The organism is Pseudomonas sp. NMI542_15 (genome assembly GCF_021283425.1).
Classification (GTDB): Bacteria; Pseudomonadota; Gammaproteobacteria; order Pseudomonadales; family Pseudomonadaceae; genus Aquipseudomonas; species Aquipseudomonas fortuita.
Genome location: NZ_JAJSRO010000016.1, coordinates 52,602 through 74,950, shown reverse-complemented (window position 1 = coordinate 74,950; position 22,349 = coordinate 52,602). Strand labels below are relative to the sequence as shown.

Annotated in this window: 27 protein-coding genes; 13 read left to right on the top strand and 14 right to left on the bottom strand. The window is 62.3% G+C overall.

Annotated features, from left to right (window positions below):
* The first annotated feature begins 27 nt into the window (after positions 1 to 27).
* Together LU684_RS21020 and LU684_RS21015 are read left to right on the top strand one after the other, a co-directional pair.
* Entirely contained in the window at positions 28 to 576 is a 549-nt protein-coding gene (locus tag LU684_RS21020) for a gamma carbonic anhydrase family protein (protein WP_016484248.1), read from the top strand.
* 20 nt (positions 577 to 596) lie between these two features.
* Positions 597 to 1,247 (top strand): HAD family hydrolase, encoded by a 651-nt coding sequence (locus LU684_RS21015; protein ID WP_016484247.1) that lies wholly within the window; start codon positions 597 to 599, stop codon positions 1,245 to 1,247.
* Between the two features lie 34 nt (positions 1,248 to 1,281).
* Here LU684_RS21015 and LU684_RS21010 read toward each other — a convergent pair whose 3' ends face one another.
* Entirely contained in the window at positions 1,282 to 2,355 is a 1,074-nt protein-coding gene (locus LU684_RS21010; protein WP_016484246.1) for an aminopeptidase, read from the bottom strand.
* 84 nt (positions 2,356 to 2,439) lie between these two features.
* Between LU684_RS21010 and LU684_RS21005 the strand changes: the two genes are divergently transcribed.
* Positions 2,440 to 2,853, top strand: a complete 414-nt coding sequence (locus LU684_RS21005) for a PA0061/PA0062 family lipoprotein (RefSeq protein ID WP_016484245.1) — start codon at positions 2,440 to 2,442, stop codon at positions 2,851 to 2,853.
* A gap of 55 nt (positions 2,854 to 2,908) precedes the next feature.
* A complete protein-coding gene (locus LU684_RS21000) occupies positions 2,909 to 3,322 on the top strand; it encodes a PA0061/PA0062 family lipoprotein (protein ID WP_016484244.1) in 414 nt (137 codons plus the stop codon).
* Positions 3,323 to 3,356: 34 nt separating this feature from the next.
* On the opposite strand, the gene LU684_RS20995 is transcribed toward LU684_RS21000, so the two are convergent.
* Both LU684_RS20995 and LU684_RS20990 read right to left on the bottom strand, forming a co-directional pair.
* Complete coding sequence (locus LU684_RS20995) at positions 3,357 to 3,590, bottom strand: DUF1161 domain-containing protein (protein ID WP_016484243.1); 234 nt, start codon at positions 3,588 to 3,590, stop codon at positions 3,357 to 3,359.
* Positions 3,591 to 3,663: 73 nt separating this feature from the next.
* Complete coding sequence (locus LU684_RS20990; RefSeq protein WP_016484242.1) at positions 3,664 to 4,089, bottom strand: OsmC family protein; 426 nt, start codon at positions 4,087 to 4,089, stop codon at positions 3,664 to 3,666.
* 154 nt (positions 4,090 to 4,243) lie between these two features.
* Between LU684_RS20990 and LU684_RS20985 the strand changes: the two genes are divergently transcribed.
* A complete protein-coding gene (locus tag LU684_RS20985) occupies positions 4,244 to 5,248 on the top strand; it encodes an LLM class flavin-dependent oxidoreductase (RefSeq protein ID WP_016484241.1) in 1,005 nt (334 codons plus the stop codon).
* A 98-nt stretch (positions 5,249 to 5,346) separates the two neighbouring features.
* Here LU684_RS20985 and LU684_RS20980 read toward each other — a convergent pair whose 3' ends face one another.
* Together LU684_RS20980 and LU684_RS20975 are read right to left on the bottom strand one after the other, a co-directional pair.
* Positions 5,347 to 5,568, bottom strand: a complete 222-nt coding sequence (locus LU684_RS20980; protein ID WP_016484240.1) for a DUF1161 domain-containing protein — start codon at positions 5,566 to 5,568, stop codon at positions 5,347 to 5,349.
* A 100-nt stretch (positions 5,569 to 5,668) separates the two neighbouring features.
* Positions 5,669 to 5,884 carry a dodecin gene (locus LU684_RS20975; RefSeq protein ID WP_003253076.1) on the bottom strand — a complete coding sequence of 72 codons (216 nt, stop codon included), beginning with the start codon at positions 5,882 to 5,884 and terminating at the stop codon, positions 5,669 to 5,671.
* 148 nt (positions 5,885 to 6,032) lie between these two features.
* On the opposite strand from LU684_RS20975, the gene LU684_RS20970 reads away from it, so the two are divergent.
* The gene (locus LU684_RS20970; RefSeq protein ID WP_016484239.1) at positions 6,033 to 6,356 is read left to right on the top strand and encodes a DUF883 family protein; all 324 of its coding nucleotides are present in this window, start codon (positions 6,033 to 6,035) and stop codon (positions 6,354 to 6,356) included.
* Here the strand turns inward: LU684_RS20970 and LU684_RS20965 are convergent.
* A complete protein-coding gene (locus tag LU684_RS20965; protein WP_060519829.1) occupies positions 6,353 to 7,249 on the bottom strand; it encodes a LysR family transcriptional regulator in 897 nt (298 codons plus the stop codon). The genes LU684_RS20970 and LU684_RS20965 overlap by 4 nt on opposite strands.
* A 110-nt stretch (positions 7,250 to 7,359) precedes the next feature.
* Here LU684_RS20965 and trpB point away from each other — a divergent pair, with 110 nt between their 5' ends.
* Positions 7,360 to 8,577, top strand: coding sequence for a tryptophan synthase subunit beta (gene trpB, locus LU684_RS20960; RefSeq protein WP_016484237.1), 1,218 nt, complete (start codon positions 7,360 to 7,362; stop codon positions 8,575 to 8,577).
* Complete coding sequence (trpA, locus tag LU684_RS20955; protein WP_016484236.1) at positions 8,574 to 9,383, top strand: tryptophan synthase subunit alpha; 810 nt, start codon at positions 8,574 to 8,576, stop codon at positions 9,381 to 9,383. The genes trpB and trpA overlap by 4 nt, the downstream gene beginning before the upstream one ends.
* A gap of 111 nt (positions 9,384 to 9,494) precedes the next feature.
* Here the strand turns inward: trpA and LU684_RS20950 are convergent, their stop codons facing one another.
* Positions 9,495 to 9,827, bottom strand: a complete 333-nt coding sequence (locus LU684_RS20950; RefSeq protein WP_016484235.1) for a DOPA 4,5-dioxygenase family protein — start codon at positions 9,825 to 9,827, stop codon at positions 9,495 to 9,497.
* A gap of 52 nt (positions 9,828 to 9,879) precedes the next feature.
* Here LU684_RS20950 and LU684_RS20945 point away from each other — a divergent pair, with 52 nt between their 5' ends.
* Positions 9,880 to 10,434, top strand: coding sequence for an NAD(P)-dependent oxidoreductase (locus tag LU684_RS20945; RefSeq protein WP_016484234.1), 555 nt, complete (start codon positions 9,880 to 9,882; stop codon positions 10,432 to 10,434).
* Positions 10,435 to 10,465: 31 nt separating this feature from the next.
* Here LU684_RS20945 and LU684_RS20940 read toward each other — a convergent pair whose 3' ends face one another.
* Positions 10,466 to 11,365 (bottom strand): choline sulfate utilization transcriptional regulator, encoded by a 900-nt coding sequence (locus LU684_RS20940; RefSeq protein ID WP_016484233.1) that lies wholly within the window; start codon positions 11,363 to 11,365, stop codon positions 10,466 to 10,468.
* Positions 11,366 to 11,473: 108 nt separating this feature from the next.
* On the opposite strand from LU684_RS20940, the gene betC reads away from it, so the two are divergent.
* The 3 genes from betC (at position 11,474) to LU684_RS20925 (ending at position 15,621) form a co-directional block, all read left to right on the top strand.
* Positions 11,474 to 12,991: a choline-sulfatase gene (betC, locus tag LU684_RS20935; RefSeq protein WP_232894990.1), complete on the top strand. Its 1,518-nt coding sequence runs from the start codon at positions 11,474 to 11,476 to the stop codon at positions 12,989 to 12,991.
* Between the two features lie 14 nt (positions 12,992 to 13,005).
* Positions 13,006 to 13,929: a choline ABC transporter substrate-binding protein gene (gene choX, locus LU684_RS20930; protein ID WP_232894988.1), complete on the top strand. Its 924-nt coding sequence runs from the start codon at positions 13,006 to 13,008 to the stop codon at positions 13,927 to 13,929.
* Between the two features lie 126 nt (positions 13,930 to 14,055).
* Complete coding sequence (locus LU684_RS20925; RefSeq protein ID WP_232894987.1) at positions 14,056 to 15,621, top strand: SulP family inorganic anion transporter; 1,566 nt, start codon at positions 14,056 to 14,058, stop codon at positions 15,619 to 15,621.
* 130 nt (positions 15,622 to 15,751) lie between these two features.
* On the opposite strand, the gene aroE is transcribed toward LU684_RS20925, so the two are convergent.
* Together aroE and hemF are read right to left on the bottom strand one after the other, a co-directional pair.
* A complete protein-coding gene (gene aroE, locus LU684_RS20920; protein WP_016484229.1) occupies positions 15,752 to 16,576 on the bottom strand; it encodes a shikimate dehydrogenase in 825 nt (274 codons plus the stop codon).
* 25 nt (positions 16,577 to 16,601) lie between these two features.
* Entirely contained in the window at positions 16,602 to 17,513 is a 912-nt protein-coding gene (gene hemF / locus LU684_RS20915) for an oxygen-dependent coproporphyrinogen oxidase (protein WP_016484228.1), read from the bottom strand.
* 134 nt (positions 17,514 to 17,647) lie between these two features.
* On the opposite strand from hemF, the gene LU684_RS20910 reads away from it, so the two are divergent.
* The gene (locus LU684_RS20910) at positions 17,648 to 18,625 is read left to right on the top strand and encodes an NADPH:quinone reductase (protein ID WP_023047734.1); all 978 of its coding nucleotides are present in this window, start codon (positions 17,648 to 17,650) and stop codon (positions 18,623 to 18,625) included.
* 354 nt (positions 18,626 to 18,979) lie between these two features.
* Here the strand turns inward: LU684_RS20910 and LU684_RS20905 are convergent, their stop codons facing one another.
* The 4 genes from LU684_RS20905 to dprA form a co-directional block, all read right to left on the bottom strand.
* Positions 18,980 to 19,285 (bottom strand): hypothetical protein, encoded by a 306-nt coding sequence (locus tag LU684_RS20905; protein ID WP_016489944.1) that lies wholly within the window; start codon positions 19,283 to 19,285, stop codon positions 18,980 to 18,982.
* A gap of 481 nt (positions 19,286 to 19,766) precedes the next feature.
* Complete coding sequence (locus LU684_RS20900) at positions 19,767 to 20,210, bottom strand: hypothetical protein (protein ID WP_096425424.1); 444 nt, start codon at positions 20,208 to 20,210, stop codon at positions 19,767 to 19,769.
* 317 nt (positions 20,211 to 20,527) lie between these two features.
* Positions 20,528 to 21,085: an L-threonylcarbamoyladenylate synthase gene (locus LU684_RS20895; protein ID WP_011953122.1), complete on the bottom strand. Its 558-nt coding sequence runs from the start codon at positions 21,083 to 21,085 to the stop codon at positions 20,528 to 20,530.
* A gap of 42 nt (positions 21,086 to 21,127) precedes the next feature.
* Positions 21,128 to 22,225, bottom strand: a complete 1,098-nt coding sequence (gene dprA / locus LU684_RS20890; protein ID WP_016489942.1) for a DNA-processing protein DprA — start codon at positions 22,223 to 22,225, stop codon at positions 21,128 to 21,130.
* Between the last annotated feature and the right edge of the window lie 124 nt (positions 22,226 to 22,349).

Here is a 22,349-nt window from a genome sequence, read left to right as displayed (position 1 = left end):
CTATCGGCACAGATGAGAGACGCTATCATGGCCATCCGAAGCTTCCAGCAACACACTCCGAAAGTGGGACTCCGTGCCTTCGTCGACCGTTCGGCGGTGGTGCTGGGCGACGTGGAGATTGGTGAAGACAGCTCGATCTGGCCCATGACCGTGGTGCGCGGCGACATGCACCGCATCCGCATCGGTGCGCGCACCAGCGTGCAGGACGCCAGCGTGCTGCACATCACCCACGCCGGCCCGTTCAACCCGGACGGCTTCCCGCTGATCATCGGTGACGAGGTGACCATTGGCCATAAGGTGATGCTGCATGGCTGCACCCTGGGCAATCGCATCCTGGTCGGCATGGGCAGCACCATCATGGATGGCGCCATCATTGAAGACGAAGTGATCATCGGTGCAGGCAGCCTGGTACCGCCGGGCAAACGCCTGGTCAGTGGTTACCTGTACATGGGCAGCCCGGTGAAACAGGCCAGGTTGCTCAACGACAAAGAGCGCGCGTTCTTCTCCTACAGCGCCGGCAACTACGTGAAGCTCAAGGACCAGCACCTGGCCGAAGGCTACGACCAACCGGAATAAACCCGACTAACGAGACGAACATGCAACAGCAAAACATCCTCTTCGACCTCGACGGCACCCTGACCGACCCACGCCTGGGCATCACCCGCTCGATCCAGTATGCCCTGGCCAAGCTGGGCATCGACGAGCCGGACCTGACCCGCCTCGAGCACTTCATCGGCCCACCCCTGCTGCAGGCCTTCATGCAGTTCTACAGCTTCGACGAAGCAAAGGCTTGGGACGCGGTCAACTTCTACCGGGAGCGTTTCCGCGTCACCGGCCTTTACGAGAACCTGGTGTTCCAAGGTGTGCCTGAGTTGCTTGAAGCCCTTAACGGGCAGGGCCGCACGCTGTATATCGCCACTTCCAAACCGTGGGAATTCGCCCGCGAAATCGCCCGGCATTTCGCTTTCGACCAACACTTCAAGGTGATCTACGGCAGTGAACTGGACGGCACGCGTACCAACAAGGTCGAGCTGATTCGCCATCTGCTGGATGAAGAAGGACTGGACCCGGCGCAGACCCTGATGATCGGCGACCGCAAACATGACCTGATTGGCGCGCGCAGCAATGGCTTACAGGCGGTGGCGGTGGGGTATGGGTTTGGTAGCCGGGAAGAACTGATGGCAGAAGAGCCGGCCTACCACTTTGCGACCTTGGCCGAGATGCATCAGGCATTCATCAAGGCTTGAGTGCCCTAGGGGGCCGCGTTGCGGCCCCAAAATCTCACAGGCTAACCACCAGACGCTGCAGCGCCGCTTTCCTTTCTTCAATCGGCAACCGCCCCAACTGCTCGACCCGCTGGTAAAACCGAAGCCAGTCCCCACCCACCTCACGAAACACCGCCGCAAACGCCGGCACCCACTGGTCATAAAGCCCGAACGGCAACAACTTGGCATTACTCATCGGCCCATACATCCAGGCGTCATAGCGCTTGTCGCCGCCCCACTGGCCATCACGCACCTGCCGGTACTCACGCCTCAAACGCTCAAACTCGGCCTGCTTGGCCAGCCGCTTGTGTGCATCGTCCAGCGGCCCGGCATAAATCGCCTGCAACCGCTCGCGGCTGGCCAGCACCAGGCGGATGAACTGGTCACGCTGGCGCCCCTGGTTTTCGCCAATGGCAGCCAGCCCTCGCGCCGCACGCCATTGGCGTGTGCCTTCCTGCTCTACGAACGAGGCAAACGATTCGTTGAACTCGGTATCGTCCTGCACATAAAAGCGCTGGTGGGCCAGCTCATGAAAAATTAACGTCGCCAGGCGTTCATCACCCCAACCCACCATCGATGACAAGATCGGATCGTCGAACCAGCCCAGGGTCGAATAAGCCTCCACGCCACCGACATACACATCCAGGCCGTCTTGGCGCATCAACGCCGCCGCCCCGCGTGCTGCACCTTGCTGGTAGTAACCGCGATAAGCCACGCACCCGGCAATCGGGAAACAGTGCGTCACCGGCTGCAGCGACAGTTCGGGCGTGGCGAACACATTCCACACCACATAAGGCCGGGCTATGTCGGCATACACCCGATAGCTACGGTTATCCGGCAGTTTCAACTGCTCGCTGGCGAAAACCCGCGCCTGTTCAGCGTGCGCAAGACGCGAGCGTAATTGCGGTGACGTGGCCGGGTCGGCCACCACCTGCGCAACAGGCTGACGCGCACGCAGCAACTGAAACTGCCCCTCGGCCAGCTGCCCATAGTAGGCGACGCTGCTGCAACCGTTCAGCAGGATCGCCCCCAGCAGGGGAACCAAACGGGTGAAAACGCGGTCGAGTGCCCCAGGGCCTGAGCGCTGCATAAAAAAAAGTCGAAGCATCCGGGCTGTATGACTCGCTCAAGGCCAATTCGCTCCAAGACTATCTCGCCAAGGGGGAGTTTCGCCATGCGTGCATTGCTGGTCGCCGGTTCACTGTTGCTGATATCCGCCTGTTCCACGTTGCCAGCCCCGGACCCGAACCAGGCCTGGATCGACCTCACCCCCTACGACAACACTTCGCTGGACGCCGTGCAGGTCGATGAACGTGACTGGGCCGACAGCCGCTATTTCGAAGTACAGCCCGGCAGCCACGAGCTGACCGTGCGCTATCAGTTCCCGGTCACTCCCAGCAATATCGGCCCGGTCGACGAGCCGTTGTGGCGCGATTGCCAGGTCAAACTCACCTTCAAGGACTTCGGCGCCGGCCAGCGCTATCAGCTGCACGCTGGCAGTATCGGCTTCCGTCCCTGGATCAAGCTCTACGACGACCAGCAAAAAATGGTCGGCCAAGGCTTGCCGGCAGGCTGCCAACGCACCTGAACCGTACAAACGGCGCTATGCTTGTAACGTGTAAATCGCAAGTGGGAGTTTTGCCATGCGCCAGCCCATGATGCTGATCGCCCTCAGTGCACTGGGGGCTTGCGCCAGCCCCTTGCCACCCGTCGACCCCAAACAGGCCTGGGTCGATCTGTACACCATGACCCCTGGCCGGGTGATCATGGCCGACCGCCTCGATGGCAAGCGCCTGGAGGACGGCCGTTACTTCCAGGTAACGCCGGGCAAGCACGAACTGGTGGTGCGCTTTGATTACGAAATCTATTCAGGCGGCATCATGTCTGAACCCAGGGACCGAACCTGCTACCTGACCGTACGCTTTGACGACTTCAAGGCCGGCGAGCGTTACCGCCTGGAAGCGCGGGCGCCGGTGATGGAACCGCAGGTGCTGCTGTATGACGCGAGCCGCAAGGTACTGGTGAACGAGCCTAGCAACGTGTTCTGCATTCCGTGAGTCGGGGCTGCTTTGCAGCCCCACAATCCCGAATCTACTGATCATTCTTCTGGTAAATGATCTTCTTCGTGCCGCCATCGCAAGTGCCGACGACCATGTTCTGGTCCTTGACCTCACTGTTGGGCACGATCTCCAGGGTGTAGGACGGCACACCCTGAGCCTGGATCTTGGCCTCGATCTCGGCCTTGAGCTCCTCGCACGGCTTGACTGCCGCCAACGTGGATGTGGCGACCAGGGAAGCCAACACGGCGATTGCTACGCGAATCATGGAACGGCTCCTGAAAAGGCAGCGTGCTGCCGACGCTGTTTAGACTACAGCAAACCGCTGCCGTTGCGCCGCTTCAGCCCACGAGCGCCGCATCCAGGCTGATTTTGGCGTTCAGCACCTTGGACACCGGGCACCCTTCCTTGGCCTTTTTGGCAATGTCCAGGAACTGCGCCTCGCTGGCCCCAGGCACCTTGGCCCTGAGCACCAGATGCACGGCCGTAATGGCAAAACCGTCAGGCTGCTTGTCGAGTGTCACCTCGGCAGCGGTGTCGATCCGGTCCGCTGTCAGCCCTGCTTCCCCAAGCATCATCGACAACGCCATCGAGAAACAGCCGGCATGCGCCGCGCCAATCAGCTCCTCCGGGTTGGTTCCAGGTGTACCCTCGAAACGGGTGTTGAAGCCATACGGGTTCTGCTTGAGCGCCCCGCTTTCGGTAGAGAGCAGGCCCTTGCCATCTTTCAAGCCACCTTGCCAGATCGCCGATGCTGTCTTTTTCATACTGCCTCCTGGTCATTCGGTTATGTGGTTATGGATTCAGAGGCCAGCGGCTTACGGCAAGTTCAGACCAATCGCACAGCAAACATTGAATCCCCCGAATATGCCCATACAGAGTTACAAAGGCCTCTGGCCAACCACCTTTACGGAGGCTCCCATGACGCAGCTGCGTGACCTGAAAATATCCACCCTCGACCTGGTGCCCGTGCGCGCCGATGCAGGCCCGGCGCAATCGCTGCGCAACTCGCTGGACCTGGCGCAACACGTCGAGCGTTTTGGCTACAACCGCTTCTGGGTGGCCGAGCACCACAACATGGACGGCATCGCCAGTTCAGCGACTTCGGTGCTGATCGGCTACCTGGCCGGGGGTACTTCGACCATTCGCGTGGGCTCTGGCGGGGTGATGCTGCCCAACCACGCACCGCTGGTGATCGCCGAGCAATTCGGCACCCTGGCCAGCTTGTACCCGGGGCGTATCGACCTGGGCCTGGGCCGTGCGCCGGGTTCAGACCAGATGACGGCTTATGCTTTGCGCCGCGACCGTGCTGGCGGCCCGGACGACTTCCCGGACGATGTCGAGGAGCTGTCGCGCTACCTCGGCCCACGTACCGACGATCAAAAAGTGATCGCCGTGCCGGGGCACGACACTGACGTGCCAATGTGGCTGCTGGGTTCCAGCCTGTTCAGCGCCCAGCTGGCAGGCATGCGCGGCATGCCCTATGCCTTCGCTTCGCACTTTGCGCCGCGCTACATGCACGAGGCCATTCGCGTGTACCGCAATCATTTCAAGCCCTCGACCACACTGGACAAGCCGTATGTGATGCTGGGCATCCCCATGGTGGTGGCAGAAACCGACGAAAGGGCCGAATACCTGGCCACCTCGGTGTACCAGCGCATCCTGGCGCTGATTCGCGGCCAGAGCCTGATGCAGAAGCCGCCGGTAGAAAGCATGGATGGGCTGTGGTTGCCCCATGAGCGGGATACGGTAGGCAGTTTCCTCGGCCTGGCGATGATCGGCAGCCCGCAGAAGGTAAGGGCCAAGGTGGAGGTGCTGCTGGAGCAGACCGGGGCGGACGAGCTGATCTTTACCTGTGACCTGTATGAGCATGCGGACCGGATCCGGTCCTATGAGCTGTTGGCGCAGGCCCTCAAGACCGCCTGACCTTCTTCGCGGGCTCGCCCGCTCCCACAGGACTGCACGGGTGCCTGACCCTGTGTATTACCTGGGGGAGCGGGCGAGCCCGCGAAAAAGCAAACGCATCAACCGCGACGGTACACAATCTCTTTGGTACCCGCCTCGCAGCTGCCAATCACCTTGCCGGCCGGCTCGCCCTTGTTGACGATCTCCAGCTTGTAGCCAGTAACCCCTTTGGCATCGAGCTTGGCGGCAATCTCCGCCTTCAGTTCCTCGCACGGCTTGCCCGCCGCCAGCGCACCACCGGCCAGTGTCATCAGGCCAAGCGCCAGAATCAGTTTATTCATCGATCGCTTTCCTTGTGCAGATGAAATCAGAAAAGGCGCCGCCAAGGCGCCTCTCTTCTAAATACCCCATCAAGCCGGGATCATCCAGTCCCGCAATGTTTCAGCTATTAGCGATACGGAAGCCCACCTTCAACGTGACCTGGAAGTGCGCCGCCTTGTTGTCGCGGATATGCCCACGGGTATCCACCACTTCGAACCATTCCAGGTGCTTGATGCTCTTGCCGGCTTCAGCCAGGGCATTGTTGATTGCCTCTTCGATACTGGTTGGCGAGGAGCCCACCAGCTCGATCTTCTTGTACGTGTGATGGTCAGTCATGTTCACGCTCCTTGGTAACGGTGAAATTCAGCCTAGCAGCGTAGGCCCGGTTTACCTGCGAGCCGTCCGCCAAGGTGAAAGTTCGATCGCACTTTCGCGCAAGCCAAGGGTCGCAACCTTACAGCCCATACTGCAAAGGAGAGTCAACATGCACCGCAACTCGCTGCGTAAATCATCCCTGGAAAGCATGGAAGCAGAGATCGAGAGCCTTCTGAAAAGCCTGGAAAACCTCAAGCATGACGCATCGGAAGAGTCCCAGAAGTCGGTGAAGGCAATCCGCAGCAATGCCGAAAGCGCGCTGAAACATTCGCGTAGCTTGCTCAGCGATGCCTATGAGGAGGTAAAGACCCGCACTCGCCAGACCGGGATCGCCACCCGTGAGTACGCACAGGAGCACCCGGTTACCACAGCGGGCGTGGCGATTGGCGCCCTGGGTCTGCTGGCGGCCTACCTGCTGACCCGTCGCAACTAAGCCGCCTGCCGTTCCAATTCGCGGCGCAGCCACTGCGCCAACTGCTCGGCGCGCCCATCTGCGGCGCGCCGGGGCACCCACAAGGCCAGCGCTGCCCGGGTAGGGGAAAAGCCCCATGGCGCGCTGAGGCGCCCGGCCCGCAAGTCATCCGCCACCAGTGGTTGTGGCGCGATGGCCACCCCAAGGCCGGCAACCGCAGCCTCCAGCAAATAGTACAAATGCTCGAATGCCTGGCCATACTGCAACCCGGCCGGGTCCAATCCCTGTTGCCCTGCCCATGTCGGCCATGCTTGTGGCCGCGAGGTGGTATGCAACAGGGCCTCGTCCAGCAGGGCTTTGGCGGGCGCATCTCGCAAGCGATCGAAGCCGGCAAAATGCGGGCTAAGTACCGGCCCGATACGCTCCTCAGCCAGCACATGCACCTGCATGTCCGCCGGCCACGGGGGTTCAGCGTACACCAGCAATGCATCGAGCCCTGGACGACGTGGGTCGAGATCACCTTCACCGGCGGACAAGTGCAGGCGCAGCTCAGGCAAATCCGCCTTCAGGCGACCAAGCCTTGGGATAAACCAACGCGCCAGCAGGCTCCCCGAGCAGCCCAGCACAAATGGCGCCTCGCTGACATCGCGGCTGAGTTCTGTACACACGCTGCGCAACCGGTCGAAGGCCTCACCGCTGGCATCGCGCAGACGCACACCGGCATCTGTGAGTTTGATGCCACGCCCGTCCTTGACGAAAAGCGCCACCCCCAGGTGCTCCTCCAGCACCTTGATCTGCCGACTGACAGCGCCATGGGTAACATGCAGCGCTTCAGCCGCCTGGCTGACGCTGTTAAGCCTGGCGGTAGCCTCGAAGGCGCGCAGAGCATTCAGGGGAGGGAGATCGTGGGCCATTTTACCTGTGAGTTTTTCTGACAAGTTTGCGCAATCTTATCGGTTTTCAGCCGGACGTGCCGTGGTTACAGTAAAGCCCATCACTCATTCATTACGCCCTGGAGCGCCCCATGACCCAGTCCCAATACCGCCCCGGCCCCGACGCCAATGGCCTGTTCGGCTCGTTCGGCGGCCGCTACGTGGCCGAAACCCTGATGCCACTGGTGCTGGACCTGGCCCGCGAATATGAAGCGGCCAAGGCAGACCCCAAGTTTCTCGAAGAACTGGCCTACTTCCAGCGTGACTACATCGGCCGCCCCAACCCGCTGTACTTCGCCGAGCGCCTGACCGAGCACTGTGGCGGTGCAAAGATCTTCTTCAAGCGTGAAGAGCTCAACCACACCGGCGCGCACAAGGTGAACAACTGCATCGGCCAGGTGCTGCTGGCCAAGCGCATGGGCAAAAAGCGCCTGATCGCCGAAACCGGCGCCGGCATGCACGGCGTGGCCACCGCCACCGTCGCTGCCCGCTTCGGCCTGCCGTGCGTGATCTACATGGGCGCTACCGACATCGAGCGCCAGCAGGCCAACGTGTTCCGCATGAAACTGCTGGGCGCCGAAATCGTCCCGGTCACGGCCGGTACCGGCACCCTGAAAGACGCCATGAACGAAGCCCTGCGCGACTGGGTCACCAACGTCGAAGACACCTTCTACCTGATCGGCACTGTCGCTGGCCCACACCCGTACCCGGCCATGGTCCGCGACTTCCAGTCGATCATCGGCAAAGAAACCCGCGCCCAGCTGCAAGAGAAGGAAGGCCGCCTGCCAGACAGCCTGGTTGCCTGCGTGGGTGGTGGTTCCAACGCCATGGGCCTGTTCCATGAGTTCCTCGAAGAACCAAGCGTACAGATCATCGGCGTCGAAGCCGGTGGCCACGGCGTGCACACCGACAAGCACGCCGCCAGCCTGAACGGCGGCGTGCCGGGGGTACTGCACGGCAACCGCACCTACCTGCTGCAAGACTCGGACGGCCAGATCACTGACGCCCACTCGATTTCTGCAGGCCTGGACTACCCGGGCATCGGCCCTGAACACGCCTACCTGCACGAAGTGAAACGTGTCGAATACGTCAGCATCACCGATGACGAAGCGCTGGATGCGTTCCACGCCAGCTGCCGCCTGGAAGGCATCATTCCAGCTCTGGAAAGCTCCCACGCCTTGGCCGAAGCCATCAAGCGCGCGCCGAAGCTGCCCAAGGACCACCTGATGGTGGTGTGCCTGTCGGGCCGCGGCGACAAAGACATGCAAACCGTCATGAGCCACATGGCCGCCCAGGAGAAACAGGCATGAGCCGTCTTGAACAACGCTTCGCCGAACTTAAGGCCGAAGGCCGTTCGGCACTGGTCACCTTCGTCACCGCAGGTGACCCGGGCTACGACGCCTCGCTGCAGATCCTCAAGGGCCTGCCAGCAGCCGGCGCCGATGTGATCGAGCTGGGCATGCCGTTCACCGACCCGATGGCCGACGGCGTGGCCATCCAGCTGGCCACCTTGCGCGCGCTGGAAGCTGGCCAGACCTTGGCCAAAACCCTGCAGATGGTGCGCGAGTTCCGTGTGGATAACCACACCACGCCAATCGTGCTGATGGGCTACTACAACCCGATCCACCGCTTTGGTGTGGACACGTTCGTGGCAGAAGCCAAGGAAGCGGGCGTCGATGGCCTGATCATCGTCGACCTGCCGCCAGAGCACGACGCCGAACTGGCCACCCCGGCCCAGGCTGCAGGCATCGACTTCATTCGCCTGACCACCCCGACCACCGACGATGCGCGCCTGCCGCGCGTGCTGGAGCGCAGCTCCGGGTTCGTCTATTACGTGTCGGTGGCCGGTGTGACCGGTGCCGGCTCAGCAACCACCGAGCACGTGACCGAGGCCATTGCCCGCCTGCGCCGGCATACCGATCTGCCAATCAGCGTTGGTTTCGGCATTCGGACCCCGGAGCAAGCTGCGAACATCGCCCGTCTGGCGGATGGTGTAGTGGTGGGCTCGGCGCTGGTCGACAAGATTGCCCAGGCCAAAAGTGCCGATCAGGCGGTGACTGATGTATTGAGCCTGTGCTCGGCACTGGCTGAAGGCGTGCGCTCAGCTCGCAATTGATCGCGAGGGCTCCGCCCTCGTTCGCGGCACAAGGCCGCTCCTACAGGGTATTGCGATCACCTTTTAGGAGCGGCCTTGTGCCGCGAAGAGGCCGGCACAGGCAATACACATCTACCCACCAAATATCGACAGCTTCAATGGCCGCACGGCCCCCATCCAGATCGCATGATCCCGGTGGTCCGCCAGTTCATCCCCGGTTTCCGGGTGCATGAATACCACCAAACCCTTGCGGTACAGCGCCAACCAAGGCAAAACCACCCCCACCACTTCAGGCCCGAACGCCAGCTGGCAGCTCCAGTCCGGATGCGGCCCCACCGGCTTTTGATGCATGCGCCCCATGGTCACGGGAAACAGCCGCGTCGCCTCCTCGCACAGCTCCCGCGCCTGCTCCATGGTCGCTGCGTCGTAATAAACGTGGGCGTGGTAACCCTTGATCCTCTGCACGATAACTCCTGATTGCGGTCCAACCATCACCACCTGCAAAGGAAGTGATGCAGTGAAAAACGCCGAAACCCCAGTATTCAAACTGGTCCTGTTCGGGCCTGAAAGCAGCCTGGGCAAAGCCCTGATGGCCGAGCTGCTGTCGCGCCAGCACGAAGTCACCGCCGTGGTCGATGACCTCAACCGCCATACCGCACGCCCGGGCCTGCACTTCAAGATAGGCGGGCTGGACGATGCCGACCAGGCAGAGCAGGGCGCGGCAGGCGGCTCGGCGGTAATTGCCCTGTTGTCGGCGCTGGCGCCAGGTGACTTGCCGGGGCAAGCACGCCTGAGCGAGGCGCTGGTGGCGGGGCTTGAGCGTACGACTATACGCCGGCTGTTGCTGGTGGGCGATTTCGCTGTGCTGGATGAGCCGGCCAAGTACAGTGAGGTAGAGCGGGCATATGTGGACCAGGTGGTTGATGGGTTGCAGCGCAGTGCTTTGCACTGGACCTTGATCAATATGCCGCAGGCGTTGCCCGATGAGGGGTGGGCACGCGTGGCGGCGGGGATGGCGGATATGCTGGAACTGGACCTGCACCGGGGCGAGCATCTGAACTTTGTGGTCTAGATCGTCGGGGCTGCTGCGCAGTCCCAAAATCTCAAAGGCTGCGCTCATCCTCCAGCCACCCCACAAACCGCTCGATCAGCGCCCCACGCCGCTTGCGCGGCGGCAGCACCGCGTAATACCCGCGCTGCGAGCGCAAACTCCCCTGCAGCGGCCGGCACAGCAACCCTTGCTCCACCAACCCATCCACCAGGTGCCCCCAACCGATCGCCACCCCTTGCCCGGCAATCGCTGCCTGAATCAGCAACGTATAGTTATCGAACCGCAACTGCCCCGCAGGCGGTGGGCTGGCCACGCCAAACCCGCGAAAAACGCCGGCCCAGTCAAACCAGCGGCTGGCCTGCTCGCCCTTCAAATGCAGCAAGGGCAATCGTTGCAAACCCACGGCTGACAAGGGTTTGCCATCGGTCAGCCGGGGGCTGCACACCGGAAACACTTCCTCATCGAACAGCCAGCGGCTTTCACCCTGATGGAAGCGCCCATCACCAAACAGCACCGCCACATCCACGTCCGGGCGCAACATCCCCTGGCTGCGTTCACCGGTCACCAGGCTCACATCCACCTGTGGATAAGCGTCGTGAAAGCGTTGCAGCCTTGGCATCAGCCAGAACGCGGCAAAGGCAAAGTCTGTGGCCACCTGCAGCACTTCGCGCTGACCGCGCCCGCTGGCCTGGGAAATGCCGTCATCCATGGCTTGCAGGCCCTGGTGTACCTGTTCAAACAACAGCTGGCCGGCCTCGGTGAGCTCGATGCCCCGATAAATACGGTCGAATAGGCGCGTGCCCAGCTGGGCTTCCAGGCGTTTCACCTGCTGGCTTACTGCCGGTTGCGTGGTGCCCAGCTCCAGCGCCGCCGCAGTAAACCCCCGCAGGCGTGCCGCAGCTTCGAACACGCGCAAGGTATCCAGCGACAGCTCGGCAAGGTGCTCAAACATAAGCTCAGCTAATCCCAGTCATTGCCCGCCATGGGCTTTACCCATGTTATCCGCAGTCTCATCTTGGAAGGCAAGCAAATCGCATAACCCTCAACGATGGAAGCCACCATGACGCGCCCGAATATCCTGTTCATCATGGCCGACCAGATGGCCGCACCCTTGATGCCCATCTACGCCCCTTCGCCCGTCCAGATGCCGCACCTGAGCCGCCTGGCCGAGCAGGCGGTGGTGTTCGATTCAGCCTACTGCAACAGCCCGCTGTGCGCGCCGTCACGCTTCACCCTGGTCAGCGGCCAGCTGCCCAGCCGCATCGGCGCCTACGACAATGCCGCCGATTTCCCCGCCGATATACCGACCTATGCGCACTACCTGCGCCGTCTGGGCTACCGCACTGCGCTGTCAGGCAAGATGCACTTTTGCGGCCCGGACCAGCTGCATGGCTACGAAGAGCGCCTGACCAGCGACATCTACCCGGCCGACTATGGCTGGGCAGTGAACTGGGACGAACCGGATGTGCGCCCAAGCTGGTACCACAATATGTCCTCGGTGCTGCAGGCCGGCCCGTGCGTGCGTACCAACCAGCTGGATTTCGACGAGGAGGTGGTGTTCAAGGCACGCCAGTACCTGTACGACCATGTGCGCGAAAACGACGGTCGGCCGTTCTGCCTGACCGTTTCGATGGCTCACCCGCACGATCCGTACACCATTCCCAAACGCTACTGGGACCGGTACGAGGGTGTGGATATCCCCATGCCCCGTGCAGAGTTGAGCCAGACAGAGCTCGACCCGCATTCGCAGCGCCTGCTGAAAGTCTACGACCTGTGGAACAAGCCGCTGCCTGTGGACAAGATCCGCGATGCCCGCCGCGCCTACTTCGGCGCCTGCAGTTACATTGACGACAACATCGGTCAGCTGCTGCAAACCCTGGATGAGTGCAACCTGGCCGACGATACCCTGATCGTGTTCTCAGGCGACCACGGCGACATGCTTGGCGAGCGTGGCCTCTGGTACAAGATGCACTGGTTCGAGATGTCGGCGCGGGTACCGCTGCTGATCCATGCGCCCAAGCACTTTGCGGCGGCTCGGGTCAGTGCCTCGGTATCGACCTGCGACCTGCTGCCAACCTTGGTAGAACTGGCTGGCGGCATTGTGGATAACAACCTGCACCTGGACGGCCGCTCACTGCTTGGCCACCTCCAAGGGCAGGGCGGCCACGATGAAGTGATCGGCGAATACATGGCCGAAGGCACCGTCGGCCCGCTGATGATGATCCGCCGCGGGCCTTACAAGTTCGTGTACAGCGAAGACGACCCATGTCTACTCTATGACCTGAGCCGCGACCCGCACGAGCGGGAGAACCTCGCCGGCAGCCCGGACCACCAGGCGCTGCTGCAGGCATTTGCCGATGAAGCACGACAGCGTTGGGATATCCCCAGCCTGCGCCAGCAGGTACTCGCCAGCCAGCGGCGCCGCCGCCTGGTGGCCGAGGCGCTGGCTATCGGCACGCTGAAAAGCTGGGACCACCAACCGCTGGTGGACGCCAGCCAACAGTACATGCGCAACCACATCGATCTCGACGACCTCGAGCGCAAGGCACGTTATCCACAGCCCGCACCCCTGGATTGAAAAGAGAGGCCGCCATGCACAAGTTCTCCGCCGCCGTGTTCGCCCTGGCCCTGAGCGCCGCCACGGCCCACGCCGCCGACAGCGACGCGCAATGCAGTACCGTAAAAATGGCCGACCCCGGCTGGAGCGATATCGCCACAACCAATGCCGTGGCGCGGCTGTTACTGGAAAGCCTGGGCTACCAGGTGAAAATCGACAGCCTGGCCGTGCCGATCATCTACGGCGGCCTCAAGGACGGCCGTGTCGACGCCTTCCTCGGCAGCTGGATGCCCGCGCATCAAGGCTTCCATGACAAGTTCATCGCCAACGGCGATGTGCAGCAGCTGTCGCGCAACCTGGAGGGAACCGAGTTCACCCTGGCGGTGCCCGATTACGTGTGGAATGCCGGGGTAAAGGATTTTGCCGACCTGCAGAAGCATGCCGACCAGTTCGACAAGAAGCTGTACGGGATCGGCTCCGGCGCACCGGCCAACCTGTCGCTGAAGGCAATCATCGACAAGAATGAATTCAACCTTGGCCAGTGGAAACTGGTGGAGTCCAGCGAGCAGGCGATGCTGGCCCAGGTCGACCGGGCGGCGAAGAAACAGCAGTTCATCACCTTCCTTGGCTGGACCCCGCACCCGATGAACGTGAAGCTGAAAATGCATTACCTGACCGGTGGGGAAAAGTGGTTCGGCACCAAGGGCGAAGTGTACACGCTGACCCGCAAAGGTTATCCACAAGCGTGCCCGAATGCGGCGAAGCTGCTGGGCAACCTGAAATTTACCCTGGACATGGAAAACGCCATCATGGCCGAGGTTGTGGATAACAAGATCAGCTTTGATGACGCGGCCAGGGCTTGGATTAAAACGCATCCCGAGTTGCTGGAAGGGTGGTTGGCTGGGGTGACTACCAAGGCCGATGGCAATGCCCTGGAGGCCGTGAAAGCCAAACTGTAGTTTCAGACACGACGCGCCCCCTGTGGGAGCGGGTTCACCCGCGAATGCTGCATTGCATGTACCGACGCATTCGCGGGTAAACCCGCCCCACAGGGGACAGTGGACCTTTGGAAATGTGAATATCTCATGCATCGCATCATTCACCTGCTGCCCTTCCTCACCTGGCTCCCGCGCCAATCGGGCCGCAGCCTGCGCCAGGACCTGCTGGTCGGCCTGAGCGGTGCCATCCTCGCCCTGCCACAATCCATCGCCTACGCCCTGATTGCCGGCCTGCCCGCCGAATACGGCCTGTACGCCGCCATCGTGCCGGTGCTGATCGCCTGCCTGTGGGGCTCGTCCTGGCACCTGATCTGCGGCCCCACCGCCGCCATTTCCATCGTGCTCTACGCCAGCATCAGCCCGCTGGCCGTGGCCGGCAGCGCCGATTACATCACCCTGGTACTGTTGCTGACCTTGCTCGGCGGCATCTTCCAGTTGCTGCTCGGGCTTATGCGCTTTGGCGCGCTGGTCAATTTCGTCTCTCACTCGGTAGTGCTCGGCTTCACGCTGGGGGCTGCCATCGTCATTGCCTTGGGCCAATTGCCCAACCTGCTGGGCATGGACCTGCCCAGCCAGGCCACGGCACTGAAAACCGTACAGGACCTGGCCAGCCATGCAGGGGAGGTCGACCTGTCTTCCTTTATTCTGGGCCTGGCCACTGTCGTGATCGGCGTAGCCTTCAAACTGTGGCGCCCACGCTGGCCGAGCCTGTTGATAAGCCTGATGCTGGTCAGCCTGCTGGGTTGGCTGTTGCCGGGCTACTTTGGCCATGTGCAAAGGGTGGCGGCGTTTACCGGGCAACTCCCACCCTTCAGCCCGCTGCCTTTGCTGGATCTGGAACTGATGCTGCGCCTGCTGCCCAGCGCCGTGGCGGTAGGCATGCTGGGGCTGGTCACCAGCCTGTCGATTGCCCGCTCCTTGTCGGCACGTTCAGAACAACTGATCGACCCCGACCAGGAAATCCGCGCACAGGGCCTGTCGAACATCGCCGGTGCATTTTTCTCCGGTTACCTGTCTGCCGGTTCCTTCACCCGCTCAGGCCTGAGTTATGAGGCAGGTGCCCGCTCGCCCATGGCTGGGGTGTTCTCGGCGCTGTGGGTGGCGTTGTTTGCCGTTACCGGCGCCGGCCTGATCGCGCACCTGCCGATACCCGCCATGGCTGGCAGCATTCTGCTGATTTGCTGGGGGTTGGTGGACCATCGGGCGATTCGCGCGCTGTTTCGGGTCAGCCGCTCGGAGTTTCTGGTGATGGCGCTGACGGCGGCGGCGACATTGTTGCTGGAGTTGCAGACGGCCATCTATGCAGGCGTGCTGGCTTCGCTGTTCTTTTACCTCAAGCGCACGTCACGGCCACGGGTGCAGCAAAGCCGGGAAGGGGACGCGGATGTGTTGCGGGTGGGCGGGTCGATTTTCTTTGGTGCGGCGCATTACCTGCAGGTGCGCTTGCAGCGCTGCCAGGGGCCGCATGTAGTGATCGATGCCCGGCAGGTGAATTTTATCGATTACTCGGGTGTGGATATGTTGCACCGCGAAGCGCGGCGGTTGCGGAGATTGGGCGGGAGTTTGACCCTGCACCGGGCCAGGCCGCAGGTGATCGAGGAATTGCAGAAGCTGGAAGGGGTGGAGTTGTGTCCGATCCGGTTTGAGGAGTGACGCTGAGATCCTGGGGCTGCTGCGCAGCCCATTCGCGGCACAAGGCCGCTCCTACAGAGGATCGGCGTACGCAGTACTTTGTGGGAGCGGCCTTGTGCCGCGAATGGGCCGCAAAGCGGCCCCGGCAATTTCAGCCCCGAGCCAGTTGCCGGCGCAGCTCCGCCAACACCGGCGCCGTATCCGGTCGCACCCCACGCCAGATAAAGAACGCTTCAGCCGCCTGCTCAGCCAGCATCCCCAACCCATCGAGCACCTTGGCCGCACCCAGCCGGGTAGCCCACGCGCAAAACGGCGTCGGCTCCTTGCCATACATCATGTCGTAGCAAACCGTGCGCCCCGCCTCGACCAGGCTGTCGGCAATCGGCGGCATTTCTCCGGCCAGGCTTGCCGAAGTGGCGTTGATAATCACATCCACCGGCTCCTGCAACCAGGCAAACCCGCTGGCCACCACCGGCCCCAGCTCATCGAACTCACGCGCCAGCTGCTCGGCTTTCTCCACAGTGCGGTTGGCAACCACAAGGGACTGCGGGTTGTGCGCCAGAATAGGCTCCAGCACGCCTCGCACGGCGCCACCGGCACCGAGGATGAGAATGCGCTTGCCAGCCAGTTCGACCCCGGCATTTACCGTCAGGTCGCGCACCAGGCCAGCGCCATCGGTGTTGTCGCCTTGCAGGGTGCCATCAGCCAGCTTGCTTAGCGTGTTCACTGCGCCAGCGCGCTGGGCACGCGGGGTCAGGCTGTCGCACAGGCGGTAGGCCTCTTCCTTGAATGGTACGGTGACGTTGCCGCCGCTGCCTTGCTTGAAGAAGCCGCGCGCGCAATCGCTGAACTCGTCCAGCGGCGCCAGCAGGGTGGCGTATTCCAGGTCCTGGCCGGTCTGCTCGGCAAACAGGCGGTGGATCAGCGGCGACTTGCTGTGGCCGATGGGGTTACCAAAAACGACATACTGGTCCATGACGGCTCCTTGGTTATCCACAGGCTTACTGGCCCAGCCAGTCGCGGTCTTGCAGGAAGTACTCGGTCAGGCGTGCTTCTTCGCTGCCGGGTGCGGCCTTCCAGTCGTAGCCCCAGCGCACCTGAGGCGGCAGCGACATGAGGATGGACTCGGTGCGGCCACCGGATTGCAGGCCGAACAAAGTGCCACGGTCGTAGACCAGGTTGAACTCCACGTAGCGGCCGCGGCGGTACTCCTGGAACTCACGCTGCTGCGGGGTATAGGGCGTGTCCTTGCGGCGCTGTACGATCGGCAGGTAGGCGTTGATGTAAGCATCGCCGATGGCACGGATGAAGGCGAAGCAAGTGTCGAAGTCCCACTCGTTCAGGTCATCGAAGAACAGGCCGCCGATGCCGCGTGGCTCGCCACGGTGCTTGAGGTGGAAGTAGCGGTCGCACCAGGCCTTGTAACGCGGGTACACGTCGGCGCCGAACGGTGCGCAGGCCTGTTCGGCCACGCGGTGCCAGTGAATGCAGTCTTCTTCGTTGCCATAGTATGGGGTCAGGTCGAAGCCGCCGCCGAACCACCATACGGCCTCTTCACCTTCCTTTTCGGCGATGAAGAACCGCACATTGGCGTGGGAAGTGGGCACATGCGGGTTGTGCGGGTGGATCACCAGCGACACTCCCAGGGCCTCGAAGCCCCGGCCCGCCAGTTCAGGCCGGTGGGCGCTGGCCGAGGGGGGCAGACCGGTACCAAACACATGGGAGAAGTTGACCCCGCCTTTCTCGATCAGCTTGCCGTCGCCAATCACCCGCGTGCGGCCCCCGCCACCGGCTTCGCGCACCCAGGCATCCTCGACGAAACGGGCGCCGCCGTCTTCTGTTTCGAGGGCAGAGCAGATGCGGTCTTGCAGGTCGAGCAGGTAGGCTTTCACGGCCTCGGTGCGGCTAGTCATCGGGTCACCAGGAACGGGCAGGGAAGAATTCGCGCGTAGCATACCACCGCCAGCGCGCGCGCCGCAGTTGACGGCGATCACGCAAAGGCGTCCGATAGAAGGCCTTTTCCCGATCCCGACTACAGGAGTGCGAGATGGCCAAGCGTATCCAGTTCAGCCAGCATGGCGGCCCGGAAGTGCTGCAGTTTGTGGAATTCGAACCCACCCCGCCCGGGCCGCAGCAGGTGCGCGTGCGTAACCACGCCATCGGCCTGAACTTCATCGACACGTACTTTCGCAGCGGGCTGTATGCTCCGCCGTCCCTGCCTTCTGGCCTGGGTACTGAGGCGGCCGGCGTGGTCGAGGCTGTGGGCGAGGGTGTCACACGCCTGAAGGTGGGTGACCGCGTGGCCCATGCCGGCGGCCCGCTGGGTGCCTACAGCGAAGTACATACGCTGCCGGAGGCCAACCTGGTCAAGTTGCCCGACAACATCAGCTTCGAGCAGGCCGCAGCGGTGATGCTCAAGGGTTTGACCGTGCAGTACCTGCTGAAGCAGACCTATGAGGTGAAGGCGGGTGATGTAATCCTGTTCCACGCCGCAGCGGGTGGCGTCGGTTCGCTGGCCTGCCAGTGGGCCAAGGCCCTGGGCGCCAAGCTGATCGGCACCGTGAGTTCTGCCGAGAAGGCCGAGCGGGCCAAGGCGCTGGGGGCATGGGAAACCATCGACTACAGCCACGAAGATGTGGCCAAGCGGGTACTGGAACTGACCGACGGCAAAAAATGCCCGGTGGTGTATGACGGGGTAGGCGCCGATACCTGGCTCACCTCGCTGGACTGCCTGCAGCCACGCGGGTTGATGGTGAGCTTTGGCAATGCCTCGGGCGCGGTGAGCGGGGTGAACCTGGGGATCCTGGCGCAGAAAGGCTCGCTGTACGTCACCCGGCCGACCTTGGCGACCTATGCCAATAATGCCGAGAACACCCAGGCCATGGCCGATGACCTGTTTGCGATGATTGCAAGTGGCAAGCTGGTTGTGGATATCCAGCAGCGGTATCCATTGAGCGAGGCGGCCAAGGCGCAGGCAGAGCTGTCGGCGCGCAGGACTGTGGGGTCGACTGTTTTGTTGCCTTGAGAAAAGCGGGGAATTGCGTCAGGGCGGCCAGGCGCACGCCTTGAGAGTTTCAGCGCCTGTGACATCGAGCGCCGCCCGCGCGGCGCTTCGCGGGGCAAGCCCGCTCCCACATCTGTTTCGGGCCAATTATTCCTGTGTCAGGTGGGTTGCAGCTTTGGTGCATGGCTGCAGATCGAGGAACCGCAGTTGCGCAACCCTCGATATCAAATGGAACAAACAAAGCGGGCAGCGGTGACTTCCCAGGAGGGATTGGCCCGAAACAAATGTGGGAGCGGGCTTGCCCCGCGAAGCGCCGCGCGGGCGGCGCTCGATGTCACAGGCGCTGAAACCCTCAAGGCAGGCACCTGTCAGCCCTCACACCTTCTTTTGCGGCTGCGGCGTCGACTCGATGCCATCGAGTATCGCCTCAATCACACCCTCCGCCATTTCAATCGCATGCAGGTTCGACCAGAACATGCCACGGCCCTCTTCGCGCATGTAGTCCAGGGCTTTGTAGCCGGTTTCGTAGGCGCTGCGCAGGTACAGGGCTACGTGGACCAGAGCGTCCTCGGCGGAAATGTTCGGGTTGACGGTAAAGAGAGGATCATGGCCGGCGTCGCAGCGGCCGAAGGAGCGGGTGGAGGTGCAGGGTAGGGGTGGATCGGGCACTATCTTTTTCATAGCTTGCTCCAGGCATTGAAGCTAACGCCGGGCCGTTACCACACGGATTAGGCGGCAGCTGTACGCGAGGTGGTAAACCGGGCTGGAGGCGCTCCCGGCAGGCATGACGCCTCCCGCGCACAGCTGCCATAGCTGTGACGCCTCAAGCACATCCGGGTTACCACACCCGATCGCCAAGTTATTCGGCGACGGTTTAAGCCTAAGGGCAGAGGTTCCCACTGAGAAGGTGATGGCAGAGGACGCGGCTCGTAGGATATTTCCGAAGTGGCCAACTGGACAGCCATTTTGGCAAAAATCAGAAAACCCTGATCCAGTAAAAGCCAACATGAAGCGCATGCACAGCGCGCTAGAAAAAGGTCCCGGCTTGACCGTAAAGATTCGGAAGGGTAGCCTTTGTGCTTGTGGATGTACTGGTGCGCCGGTTGAGTTTCAAGTTATCCGGGCGAGTGCATCCCCACCCTTTAGGCCGCTTAAGCGGCCTTTATTTTTTGGGCTTGTTTCTATCCCCTTTAGGGATGATGGAATAGAGCTCTGCCTTGGGCTTGCGGGCCGTCAGTTCAAAAATCGCCTCATCAAGGACCTCATTGCCATAGCCATCATTGCGGCCAATCGTGCTGCGAAGGGCCGTCATGTGCGTGGCGCCTTTCCAGATCGATGTCACCGCCAATGCTGCCTCAATCTGCAGAACCATGTCATCGATGGCGTAACCATCCCGTAATACCCGGCTCCTGTAGGCATGGCTACCAATAAAGACGATGCCTGGGTCCTCCAGCAGCGGCAAATCCTGCCCTTCTTTCTGCCTATTGATCGCTTCGAACTGATCGGCGGTGAATCTACCGATTTCCACCGCTCTGACCCGATGGTTGGACGCAAGCTGCTCGAGATTCGCCCTTATCAGGTATTCGGCATTTTCGAATAGCGGCATTTGTCCCAGTGCTCCCGCCGAATGACGACGGCCTTTGCTAGCGCCAAGATCGAGCGCCGCCCATGCGACGCATGGCCATCAAGCTAGAGGGAGGGGGTTCTGCAGGGAAGGTGACGACTGACGACGCGGGCAGTAGGAATTTTCCCGAACTACGTGCCGGCCAACCATTCGAGACAAAATCAGAAAAATCTGCAGGGGTTTGCCGCCCAATCGCCGGCAAGCCAGCTCCCACACCGAGCGCACCGGCTTCAAGCCATGTGCAGTACCTGTGGGAGCTGGCTTGCCGGCGATCGAGGGCGAAGCCCTCGCCAGCGGTATCAGCCCGGGCGCACAACCTCGCCGGTTGCCAGGTTGCGAATCACACTCGGGTTCTTCCGCCCCCCCAGCGCCCCGCCAAGCACCAGGTCCAACTGCCCATGGAAATACTGCTCCACCCGCAACCGGGTCTTCGCCGCCGGGCGACCGCCGGGGTTGCACGAGGTGGAAATCAGTGGCCCCACCAGTGCGCACAGTTCACGCACCACCGGGTGGTCACTGACGCGCAGCGCCACCGTGTCATGCTGCCCGGTCACCCACTCGGGCAGCAGGTCCTGGTGCGGCACCAGCCAGGTATTCGGCCCCGGCCAGGTGCTGCCCATGCGGTCGATCCAGTCTTCGGGAAAGTCCTCGAACAAAAAGTCGAACTGGCGGATGTTGTCAGCGATCAGAATCAACCCTTTATCCACAGGCCGCGATTTCAGCGCCAGCAGGCGATACACCGCGTCCTCGTTCCACGGGTCGCAGCCCAGGCCCCAGACCGCTTCCGTCGGGTAGGCGATAACTGCGCCCGCCCGGATCTCACGTGCGGCTTGTTGCACACGAAAACTGCTCACCATTGCTGCTTCTCCGCCTGAATACCTTGCTTATGCGCAGTGTACTTAGCCCGCGCGGGCAAACCAACGCCCTGCTTCATTGCTGACCCGGCCTTCCAGCTCCAGCTCGGTCAGCTGCGCCAACACTTCGGCCAGCGGCAGCTCGCTGCAGTGTGCGAGGCTTTCGCTGGTTTGAGGCGCTGCATGCAGCAGGGCAAGCAGGGGATGGTCGAACCTGTCCACAACTGCAGGCGGCAGGTTCTGCCAACCCTTCAGGCTTTCCAGGATCTGCTCCACACTTTCCACCAGCAGCGCCCCGTCACGGATCAGCTGGTGACAGCCCTTGGCCCCCGGGTGGTGAATGGAACCCGGAATGGCATACACCTCACGGCCTTGCTCGGCCGCCAGGCGCGCCGTGATGAGCGAGCCACTGGCCAAGCTGGCCTCGACCACCAGCACGCCCAGCGACAAGCCGCTGATGATGCGGTTGCGCCGTGGGAAGTTGCCGGGCAGTGGCCCGGCGTCCAGCGGATACTCGGAAACCAGCGCACTGCCGTTGTCGATCATCGCCTGCGCAAGCTCTTGATGGCGCTGTGGATAAAGTTTTTGCAGCCCCGTGCCGAGCACGGCAATCGTGCACCCACCAGCCTGCAACGCAGCCCGATGAGCGGCACCGTCGACGCCTACCGCCAGCCCGCTGGTAATGGTGAAACCTGCCTGCGCAAGGTAGCGGGAAAATGCCCGGGCTGTGTCGAGCGCCGGGGGTGTGGCACGTCTGCTGCCCACGATGGCCAACTGAGGGCGGTCGAGCAAGGCCGGGTCGCCAGCAACAAAAAGCAGCGGCGGGGCATCGTCGATTTCTGCCAGCAAGGCTGGGTAGCCAGCGCCGTCCCACATCAGCAAATGCTGGCCGGGGCGCTCTAACCAGGCCATTGCGGCCAGCGCGCCATCGCGGACCTCGGCACTGCGCCGGGCATCGATGGTGGCTTGGGGGATGCCCAACGCTCGCCAGGCCGAACCGGGAGCGCTAAGCGCGCTAGAGGCGCTGCCGAACGCATCCAGCAAGGTGCGAAAACGTCGCAATCCTGTCTCGGGCAGGCGATGCAGGCGTAATCGCGCCTCCAGTTCGGCAGGCGGGCAGAGCGACGAATGGTAACTGGGCATGGGGATCGTCCTTGATCGAAACAGGGCCATCTACGTGGCACAACCTGTGGATAACTCTGTGAGTAACACTTTGAAAACCTGTCCATTGGCTGGGGGCTATCAAGCCCATAGACACCCTAGACGA

Bases quoted from the DNA above. Each gene is read 5' to 3' on its own strand.
- LU684_RS21020 (WP_016484248.1), top strand. From the start codon at position 28: ATGGCCATCCGAAGCTTCCAGCAACACACTCCGAAAGTGGGACTCCGT.
- LU684_RS21015 (WP_016484247.1), top strand. From the start codon at position 597: ATGCAACAGCAAAACATCCTCTTCGACCTCGACGGCACCCTGACCGAC.
- LU684_RS21010 (WP_016484246.1), bottom strand. From the start codon at position 2,355: ATGCAGCGCTCAGGCCCTGGGGCACTCGACCGCGTTTTCACCCGTTTG.
- LU684_RS21005 (WP_016484245.1), top strand. From the start codon at position 2,440: ATGCGTGCATTGCTGGTCGCCGGTTCACTGTTGCTGATATCCGCCTGT.
- LU684_RS21000 (WP_016484244.1), top strand. From the start codon at position 2,909: ATGCGCCAGCCCATGATGCTGATCGCCCTCAGTGCACTGGGGGCTTGC.
- LU684_RS20995 (WP_016484243.1), bottom strand. From the start codon at position 3,590: ATGATTCGCGTAGCAATCGCCGTGTTGGCTTCCCTGGTCGCCACATCC.
- LU684_RS20990 (WP_016484242.1), bottom strand. From the start codon at position 4,089: ATGAAAAAGACAGCATCGGCGATCTGGCAAGGTGGCTTGAAAGATGGC.
- LU684_RS20985 (WP_016484241.1), top strand. From the start codon at position 4,244: ATGACGCAGCTGCGTGACCTGAAAATATCCACCCTCGACCTGGTGCCC.
- LU684_RS20980 (WP_016484240.1), bottom strand. From the start codon at position 5,568: ATGAATAAACTGATTCTGGCGCTTGGCCTGATGACACTGGCCGGTGGT.
- LU684_RS20975 (WP_003253076.1), bottom strand. From the start codon at position 5,884: ATGACTGACCATCACACGTACAAGAAGATCGAGCTGGTGGGCTCCTCG.
- LU684_RS20970 (WP_016484239.1), top strand. From the start codon at position 6,033: ATGCACCGCAACTCGCTGCGTAAATCATCCCTGGAAAGCATGGAAGCA.
- LU684_RS20965 (WP_060519829.1), bottom strand. From the start codon at position 7,249: ATGGCCCACGATCTCCCTCCCCTGAATGCTCTGCGCGCCTTCGAGGCT.
- trpB (WP_016484237.1), top strand. From the start codon at position 7,360: ATGACCCAGTCCCAATACCGCCCCGGCCCCGACGCCAATGGCCTGTTC.
- trpA (WP_016484236.1), top strand. From the start codon at position 8,574: ATGAGCCGTCTTGAACAACGCTTCGCCGAACTTAAGGCCGAAGGCCGT.
- LU684_RS20940 (WP_016484233.1), bottom strand. From the start codon at position 11,365: ATGTTTGAGCACCTTGCCGAGCTGTCGCTGGATACCTTGCGCGTGTTC.
- betC (WP_232894990.1), top strand. From the start codon at position 11,474: ATGACGCGCCCGAATATCCTGTTCATCATGGCCGACCAGATGGCCGCA.
- choX (WP_232894988.1), top strand. From the start codon at position 13,006: ATGCACAAGTTCTCCGCCGCCGTGTTCGCCCTGGCCCTGAGCGCCGCC.
- LU684_RS20925 (WP_232894987.1), top strand. From the start codon at position 14,056: ATGCATCGCATCATTCACCTGCTGCCCTTCCTCACCTGGCTCCCGCGC.
- aroE (WP_016484229.1), bottom strand. From the start codon at position 16,576: ATGGACCAGTATGTCGTTTTTGGTAACCCCATCGGCCACAGCAAGTCG.
- hemF (WP_016484228.1), bottom strand. From the start codon at position 17,513: ATGACTAGCCGCACCGAGGCCGTGAAAGCCTACCTGCTCGACCTGCAA.
- LU684_RS20910 (WP_023047734.1), top strand. From the start codon at position 17,648: ATGGCCAAGCGTATCCAGTTCAGCCAGCATGGCGGCCCGGAAGTGCTG.
- LU684_RS20905 (WP_016489944.1), bottom strand. From the start codon at position 19,285: ATGAAAAAGATAGTGCCCGATCCACCCCTACCCTGCACCTCCACCCGC.
- LU684_RS20900 (WP_096425424.1), bottom strand. From the start codon at position 20,210: ATGCCGCTATTCGAAAATGCCGAATACCTGATAAGGGCGAATCTCGAG.
- LU684_RS20895 (WP_011953122.1), bottom strand. From the start codon at position 21,085: ATGGTGAGCAGTTTTCGTGTGCAACAAGCCGCACGTGAGATCCGGGCG.
- dprA (WP_016489942.1), bottom strand. From the start codon at position 22,225: ATGCCCAGTTACCATTCGTCGCTCTGCCCGCCTGCCGAACTGGAGGCG.